General features: G+C 66.3%; 9 protein-coding genes and 1 pseudogene. All 10 read right to left on the reverse strand.

The features are described from left to right. Positions 1-154: 154 nt before the first annotated feature. On the reverse strand, positions 155-1,525 hold the full coding sequence (locus ACILRA_RS03035; protein ID WP_395660614.1) for a sensor histidine kinase: 1,371 nt from the start codon (positions 1,523-1,525) through the stop codon (positions 155-157). Continuing rightward, the gene (locus ACILRA_RS03040) at positions 1,515-2,186 is read right to left on the reverse strand and encodes a response regulator transcription factor (protein ID WP_395660615.1); all 672 of its coding nucleotides are present in this window, start codon (positions 2,184-2,186) and stop codon (positions 1,515-1,517) included. Before ACILRA_RS03040 ends, ACILRA_RS03035 begins: the two co-directional genes overlap by 11 nt. Before the next feature lie 9 nt (positions 2,187-2,195). Further along, positions 2,196-2,468, reverse strand: coding sequence for a hypothetical protein (locus ACILRA_RS03045; protein WP_395660616.1), 273 nt, complete (start codon positions 2,466-2,468; stop codon positions 2,196-2,198). 174 nt (positions 2,469-2,642) lie between these two features. Further along, on the reverse strand, positions 2,643-3,113 hold the full coding sequence (locus ACILRA_RS03050; protein ID WP_395660617.1) for a 3TM-type holin: 471 nt from the start codon (positions 3,111-3,113) through the stop codon (positions 2,643-2,645). Continuing rightward, the gene (locus ACILRA_RS03055) at positions 3,110-3,649 is read right to left on the reverse strand and encodes a lysozyme (RefSeq protein WP_395660618.1); all 540 of its coding nucleotides are present in this window, start codon (positions 3,647-3,649) and stop codon (positions 3,110-3,112) included. The genes ACILRA_RS03050 and ACILRA_RS03055 overlap by 4 nt, the downstream gene beginning before the upstream one ends. Before the next feature lie 11 nt (positions 3,650-3,660). Then, positions 3,661-3,879, reverse strand: coding sequence for a hypothetical protein (locus ACILRA_RS03060; protein ID WP_395660619.1), 219 nt, complete (start codon positions 3,877-3,879; stop codon positions 3,661-3,663). Then, entirely contained in the window at positions 3,879-5,003 is a 1,125-nt protein-coding gene (locus ACILRA_RS03065) for a DUF2793 domain-containing protein (RefSeq protein ID WP_395660620.1), read from the reverse strand. Before ACILRA_RS03065 ends, ACILRA_RS03060 begins: the two co-directional genes overlap by 1 nt. Beyond that, positions 5,003-5,515 carry a phage major capsid protein gene (locus ACILRA_RS03070; protein WP_395660621.1) on the reverse strand — a complete coding sequence of 171 codons (513 nt, stop codon included), beginning with the start codon at positions 5,513-5,515 and terminating at the stop codon, positions 5,003-5,005. Before ACILRA_RS03070 ends, ACILRA_RS03065 begins: the two co-directional genes overlap by 1 nt. A gap of 32 nt (positions 5,516-5,547) precedes the next feature. Beyond that, a pseudogene (locus tag ACILRA_RS03075) lies at positions 5,548-6,003 on the reverse strand (HK97 family phage prohead protease); the annotation flags it as partial. 105 nt (positions 6,004-6,108) lie between these two features. Further along, positions 6,109-7,239, reverse strand: coding sequence for a phage portal protein (locus ACILRA_RS03080; RefSeq protein ID WP_395660622.1), 1,131 nt, complete (start codon positions 7,237-7,239; stop codon positions 6,109-6,111). Between the last annotated feature and the right edge of the window lie 161 nt (positions 7,240-7,400).

Here is a 7,400-nt window from a genome sequence, read left to right on the forward strand (position 1 = left end):
GGACGATACGTTCGACAACACAATTACAGATCCGCAGGTAACCATCCTTAAGGTAAGGTTGAGTCCCGTGCGAGTATTACAACCAACTAGTACTATTTGCGTCTAGGCGCAAACACTGGTTGCTACCAATTGGTATTTTTATACGAGAAAGCGATCAAGCTGCTGACGGCAGGCTCAACACTGCCCTCAGTCCGCCGAGGGATGCCGTATCGAGATGCACGCTTCCATTGTACATTCCAGCCGTTTCCGTCACGATGGAAAGGCCGAGGCCGGAACCGGGCTTTGTCTCGTCGAGTCGCTGGCCACGCTTCAGCGCCTCAGCGCGCTGGTCTGCGGGAAGGCCCGGCCCGTCGTCCTCGACGGCAATCATCAGGAAGGTCCGTCCTGCGCTGGCGGGTCCGGGCGCGGGCGCTGCTGACAGCGTCACCTGTCCTGCCGCCCACTTGCAGGCATTGTCGAGGAGGTTCCCCACCATTTCCTCAAGATCCTGCCTTTCGCCCCTGAACCTGAGGCCGGGCGTACAATCGAGGCTGATCGAGATGGCCTTGTCGCGGTTGATGCGCTCCAGCGTGCGGGCCAGCGCCTCAAGCACCGGCCTCACCTCGGTTGCCGCGCCGATGCCCTGCGCACGCGCGGCGCGCCGGGCGCGGTCGAGATAGAGGTTCACCTGGCCCCGCATCACCTCCGCCTGCTCGCGCACCTTCCCGGCGAGCGGGCCATTCTGCGCCGCCGCCTCGTTGGTCAGCACGCTGAGCGGCGTCTTCAGCGCATGCGCCAGGTTCCCCACCTGGGTGCGCGCCCGCTCCACCACTTCCACATTGGACTGGATGAGCAGGTTCAGCTCCTCCGCCACGGGCTGGATCTCAGAGGGGTAGCTGCCCTTCAGCTGGTCGGCCCTGCCCTGGCGGATGTCCGCCAGCCGGGCCTGCATGTCGCGCAAGGGCCGCAGCCCGAATCGCACCTGCACCAGTGTCGCCAGAACCAGCCCGGCCCCCAGCAGCGCGAGGCTCGCCACCAGCGTTCCGGTAAAGGTCCTGACCTCGCGGGAGAGCTCGTCGAAGTTCCCGGCCACCAGCACGGAAAACCGCCGCGCACTGCCCGGAAACGTGAAGCTCTGCTCGATGGCGCGCAAGCTCACGCCTGCCGTATCCGTGAGATAGACGGCAGCAGCCCCATTGGCGTCGCGCGCGGCACCCTCCGGCACGGCCAGCCGCTGTTCCAGCAGCGAGGCAGAGGCAAGGTCGCCCGTTCCACCTGCCTCCGGCACCACCTGCCAGTACCAGCCAGACAGCGGCAGGCCGAAGCGCGGGTCCGCAATCCCCTGCGGCAGCCTGGGCGTTCCCGAGGCATCAACCTCTAGACCCGCCAGGATGCCGTCGAGCACGGAGCGCAGCCGCTGGTCGAAGTTGCGTTCGAGTGCCGCGGTGAACAGGCCCGCCAGCAGCATGCCCGTTACCGCCAGCAGCACGACGCTGACCACCGCGGAGGAAAGGATCAGCCTGCCCGAGAGCGAGCTAGGCCGCATTGTCCGGCTCGCTCACGCAATAGCCCATGCCGCGGATCGTGTGCAGCACGTCCACGCCCAGCTTCTTGCGCAAGCGGCCCACGAAGACCTCGATTGTGTTCGAATCGCGGTCAAAGTCCTGGTCATAGAGATGGTCGACAAGCTCGGTGCGTGACACGACCTTGCCCTTGTGGTGCATCAGATAGGCGAGCAGCCGGAACTCCAGCGAGGTGAGCTTCACCGCCATGCCGTTGACGGTGACGCGCGCACTCTTGGTATCGAGCATCACGGGCCCCACAGAGATCTCGCTCGTCGCATGGCCCGCAGTCCGGCGGAGCAGTGCGCGCACGCGCGCCAGCAGTTCCTCCATGTGGAAGGGCTTGGCCACATAGTCGTCAGCGCCCGCGTCGAAGCCCGCCACCTTGTCGCTCCAGCGGTCGCGCGCGGTGAGGATCAGCACCGGCATCTTGCGGCCGGCACGGCGCCATTTCTCGAGCACGCTCACCCCGTCGATCACGGGAAGGCCTAAGTCCAGCACCACCGCGTCATAGGGCTCGGTATCGCCCAGATAATGGCCTTCCTCGCCATCCTTCGCGCTGTCGACCACATAGCCCTGGTCCTGCAGCGCGCTGACGAGCTGGCGGTTGATGTCCGGATCATCCTCGACAACGAGTATGCGCATGGGGCTCCTTCACTGCACTGGGAAGACGTCGCCCGTCGCCGGATCGACGCCCACCTGGATGATCGTACCATCCTGCTTCAGCCTGACAACATAGATGCCACCCTGAAGCTTGACGCCCAGCGGCTTGGCATCCGGATAGGCCGCCGCGGCACGCTTGACCGCGGCAGACGGCGGCAGGCCGCCCTGTTCATAGCCACCCTCTTCCTGCGCGTGAGCCGGCAGCACGCCGAGCACAACCGACAGGCCGATCGCAGCAGCGCTCAACATCCTTATCTTTCGCATCGCAACACACCTTTCATGCGCATCATCTAGGCCACGCAAGCTGAACCCGGCATGAATGGGCTTAGCGCGCGTTCCGACCAGGTTGAATCACCTGGTCGAAAAGAACTCGCGCAAGTTCAATGGCTTGAGCATGATCTTACCGCAAAAGTGGTTTCCACTTTTGCGGATCATGCTCTAGCGGCGCTTGCGCGGCGCAGGTTTGCGTTCGGCCGCGGCGGCCACGGCCCCGGCCACCTTTTCCAGCGAGCGCCCCCCGATATAGCCCCCCATGCCGATGGCGAGGAAGTCCCAGAATCCCTGCGGCAGCATCTGCCAGCGCGGCTCGAACGGAACCGGCCCACCCGCGATCACGTCGGCAAGCGGCAGCACCAGCCCAGCGAGCAGCAGGAAGCCCATCAGCAGCAGCATCAGCATGGGCCGCCAGCTGCGGCTCAGCCAATGCTCGGACTGGACCTCGGCCATCACCACGGCCTGGCCCAGCTCCGCCGTGCGCGTCAGGTGCGCCAGCACCTGCTGCTCCATCTCGGCGGCAAGCTTGCGCCGCAGCGCCTGGTCGGCCACATGCGCCTCGATGATCTTCATCAGCGGCCCGTTGACGAGCCCCACGGCCAGCTTCGCGGCCATTCCGGTTGCAAGCACCATCATGTCGTCTCCCGTTTCACAAACAGATATCTGACCAGCGCCGCGATCAGGCGGGACAGCCACCAGCCCCCGGCGTCGGGCGGCGGCAGGCCGGCTGGTTCCGCGGCGAACATGGCAGCCTCGGCGGCCCGCCGCCGCTCAAGGCCCGGCAGCACACGGCCCCTGGCCTTCACCCACAGCTTGAGGCGGCCTGGCACCGCCTCGAGGTGCCCTTCATTCACCGCCTTCAGAACGGAGGACCGGGCGAAAGCGCCCGTCCCCACGTTGAAGGCGAAGCTCACCAGTGCGGAGAACTGCCGCGGTGTAACCTCGCGCGTCAGGCGGGTGCGCACCGCGTCGGCGAAGGCCTCCACATCGCGCGCCAGCAATACGCGCGCCTGCGCCTGCGTCATCCGCATGCCGGGCTTCACCGCCGGCGGCCCGGCCTCAGCGGTATGGCCATAGCCGATGGTCCACACCCCCGCCGGGCATCGATAGGCCTCGGCGCGGAATCCCTCGAAGTGCCGGATCAGCGCCAGCCCCTCTTCCGTCATGTGCATGACTTTATCTCCTATAGTCTCGACTGCATCAGCATCGGCGCCACGCGTGAGAGCAGCGCCCCGAAGGACACCGAGAAGCCGATCACCAGCGTCAGCGTCTTCCAGCCGCCGCGCGCCGTCACCAGCGCATCGCGGATCTCGCGCACGTCCTGGCGCATTGCGTGGATTTCCTGCTCCACCGTCACCATGCGCGCTTCCAGCGCGCCCACGTCCCGCTCCAGGCTGGTCATCAGGCCAGGTTCTCCAGGCTCGCCTGCACCAGCGACACGGTCCAAGCGGCAAAGCTTCCACCGTTGACGGAAACCCCGATCACGGCACCAGCCAGCGAAGTGTTGAAGCTGGCGGAGGTTGCCCGCCGCACCGGCCCGGGGCTGTTGGAAAGCCCGGTCGATGCCAGCGTATGGGTCAAGCCCGCCACCGCCTGCACCACCGCCGCCGCGCCCACGCTGCGGAAGGTCACGTCCAGCGTGAAGCGCCCGTCATCCACCGCCATGGTCTGGACGGGAAAGCTCAGCACGGCGATCGCCGGATCGGCCAGCGCGCCCGCCGCGCCGAAGCGCAGCGAGATCACCGGCGTTGCGATCCCCGCCGCCGTCTTCGCCACGTCGAAGGCCAGCCGGTAGCGCGTCCCTGGGCGCAGCACGCCTGCCGGAAGCACGATCTGCGAGCCTGCAAGATAGCTGTCCACCGCAAATCCCGGTCCCTGGGCGGACAGCGACTGGTTGAAGAGCTCCCGCACCGGCGGCGCTGCAACCGGCGTATTGGGCAGCGACACCACCCCCGTCGCCCGGTCGACCAGGATCGCGTCGCGCCACAGCGTGCCGTCAGCACTCACCTTGAGGCGGAAGTCGTCCTCGCCCGCCAGCCCCATCTCCGCGCGGCCCGCAAACCCGGTCTGGTAGAGCAGTGCCGCGGTATCAGCCGCCGCATTCTTGTTCAGCTTCAACTGCATGCCGCCGCCCTGATGGTTCAACAGCACCGCCGGCGATGAGACGGCGAGGCGGTTCACCTCATCCGCGTTGGCATTGATGCCAAGGCGCGGCAGGCTCGTGATCTCGGGCGGCGTGCCGGGGTTGGATGGCGTGGAGGGCGAATCCTGCCGCAGGTCCAGCCACTCCGCGCCATCGAAGCCTAGGAACTTCTTCTCGTCCTCGACCCACAGCCGCCAGCCCGCGCGCGGCGGCTCGAACAGCCAGCCCCCGCCCTGCATGACGGCAAGCAGGCCCGCCTGCCCTGCCCATGCGCCGGAAGGTGCCGCGGGAACGAGGTAGCGCGCGCCATCCGCGGCAGCCTCAGGCGGCGCCGCCACGGCCCGCGAGATGACGGAGAGGTGGATCGCCCAGTCAAGCCGCATCAGCGCCTCGTTACCCAGCCCGTGGCAAAGCCCGCCACGTTGAAGGGCTTGCGATAGCTCGGCGCCGACACCTGCCGCACACTCGAAATGGCACGGATCGGCGAGAAGTTCGAAACCCGCCTGCCGATCTCGGTTTCAATCTCGGGCGGCACCAGGAACCCGCCGTCCGGGTTGGAGGATACGGAGAAGGCCTTGGCCTCCAGCCCCGTCAGCCCCTGCGCCTCGCCCTTCCTCACATAGCTCTCGAAAGCCTGCTTGTGCTCGCGTGAGGAAGGCTGCTGCTCCTCATGGCCTGAGAGCTGCGGACGCCGGGCCTTCAGCGTCAGCTCGTCGAGGCGGGCCTTCGCCTCATCCACCGCGCGGTTGATGCGCTCCACCTTCTCGGTGGTCACCACATCCGCCCCCATGCGCGCCTCGATCTGCGAAAGGCGCTCGTCATTGGCCTCCTTGAAAGCCTCGAACGCCTGCATCATGTCGCCAAAGGCGACCTTCGTTTCCAGTCCACCGTCCATTACGCAACGACCCTTTCTGATGTTGAAACAAACGACACCCGCGCTCCCATGAGCATCGGGAAAGTCACGAGCGAGATCTCCCAGAGGTCGATCTCGGTGAGGAGCCGCGACGCCGTCGCCTTGTCGCGCCGCGCCTTCAGCGTCTTGAAGCCGATCGACAGCCCGTCGAGCCCGCGCGATTCCAGCAGCGAGAACAATTCCCGCGCCCGCTGCACATTGCGGTCCAGCCTGCCCGTCACATGCAGGCCCCGCGCCGTCTCGCGCATGTCGATCCAGGTGCCCACGGGTTCTGCCGCATCATGCTGGAACAGCATCCGCACATCGCGGTATCCCCGCCGCTTCAGCGAGGCCGCAAAAGCCCCGGGCATCACCACGTCGCCCGACTGGTCACGCTCGCCGAACAGGCTCGCATAGCCAATGAACACCCCCGAACCGGAGCAGGCACACAAGGGCCGCCCCAGCCGGCTTTTTTCCCGGCGGGTTTGCATGGTCGCATTCTCCATTGTTTTTATTCCGTCACCCCGGCGAAGGCCGGGGTCCAGCTTCGGACGCCCACAGGGAAGCTGGATCCCGGCCTTCGCCGGGATGACGGCTCAGGGTCGGCGCGCCCCATACCCCACGGCGGCGCGCTTCTCGTCTTCCGTCAGGAATCCGGCAGCCCCCACCCGCGCCCACAGCGCCTCGCGGTCAGCCGCCAGCGCCTCCACCTGGTCCAGGTCATGCGCAAGGCGATAACGCCCCTGCCCCAGAAACCCCGTCATCGCCTCAGCCATCCGGCTCGCCAGCGGCAGCACCGTCTGCCGCCAGAAGCTGCGGTTCGCTTCCATATAATTGGCGAATGTATTGTCGCCGGGAATTCCCAGCAGCATGGGCGGCACGCCGAAGGCCAGTGCGATCTCGCGCGCCGCGCCATCCTTGGCCGAGATGAACTCCATGTCCTTCGGGCTGTAGCCCATCTGCTTCCAGTCGAGCCCGCCTTCCAGCACCATGGGCCGCCCGGCATTGGCCGAGCCCTGGTAACTTTGTTCCAGTTCGATCTTCAGCCGCTCGAACTGTTCCGCCGTCAATTGCCCGTCGCCCGCCGCATAGACCAGCGCGCCAGAGGGCCGCGCCGAATTATCCAGCATTGCCTTGTTCCAGGCGGAAGCCGCATTGTGCGTATCGATCGCGCGCTGTGCCGCCTCCAGCGGCGACATGCCGTAATGATCATTGAGCGGGTTGAACAGCTTCAGATGCAGCACATTCTCGCGCGGCAACCGAACCGATTGTCCGTTGACGGAATATTCAAACGCCTCCGCCCATCCGTTGGAGGAGGCAACCGCCTTCATCCGGTCCGGCCGCAGCGCATGAAGCTCGCGCGTGGTCCCGTCGATCTCGGCCTTCTCCACAAAGGCATTCCCCGCCACCAGAAGGAAGCCATAAAGCTGCTCGGCGAATTCGCGCCCCGGCTGCCCGGGGTTCGGCTGCCGCAGCAGCTCCAGCAGCGGATGATTGCTCACCTCACTGTCACCTTCATACAGCAGCCACGGCAGCGAACCCGCGGCTTCCGCAATCATCCGCACCGCGCGATAGCCGATGGCGTTTCCGGCAAACCCCTCCTTGGCCAGCGCCGCATAATTCCGCGGCGTCCACTGCGGCCTGCCCGCCGTGTGGAGCGCAATCAGTGGCGCGGTGGCCGAGCGCTTGGTCTCGGCCGCAATTATCCGCTTCAGTCTCTCGAACATGCAGACCTCACCAACGAACAACCGTCATCCCGGCGAAGGCCGGGATCCAGCTTCTTCTTTCCGCACATGCTGCCCCAAAGCGGGATCCCGGCCTTCGCCGGGATGACGGCAGGTGAAGCACGGCGTGCAACTAGACACTCCGCACCCGCGGCTCCGCCTGC

Source organism: Aestuariivirga sp., assembly GCF_044239095.1.
In the GTDB taxonomy this organism is placed as follows: Bacteria; Pseudomonadota; Alphaproteobacteria; order Rhizobiales; family Aestuariivirgaceae; genus Aestuariivirga.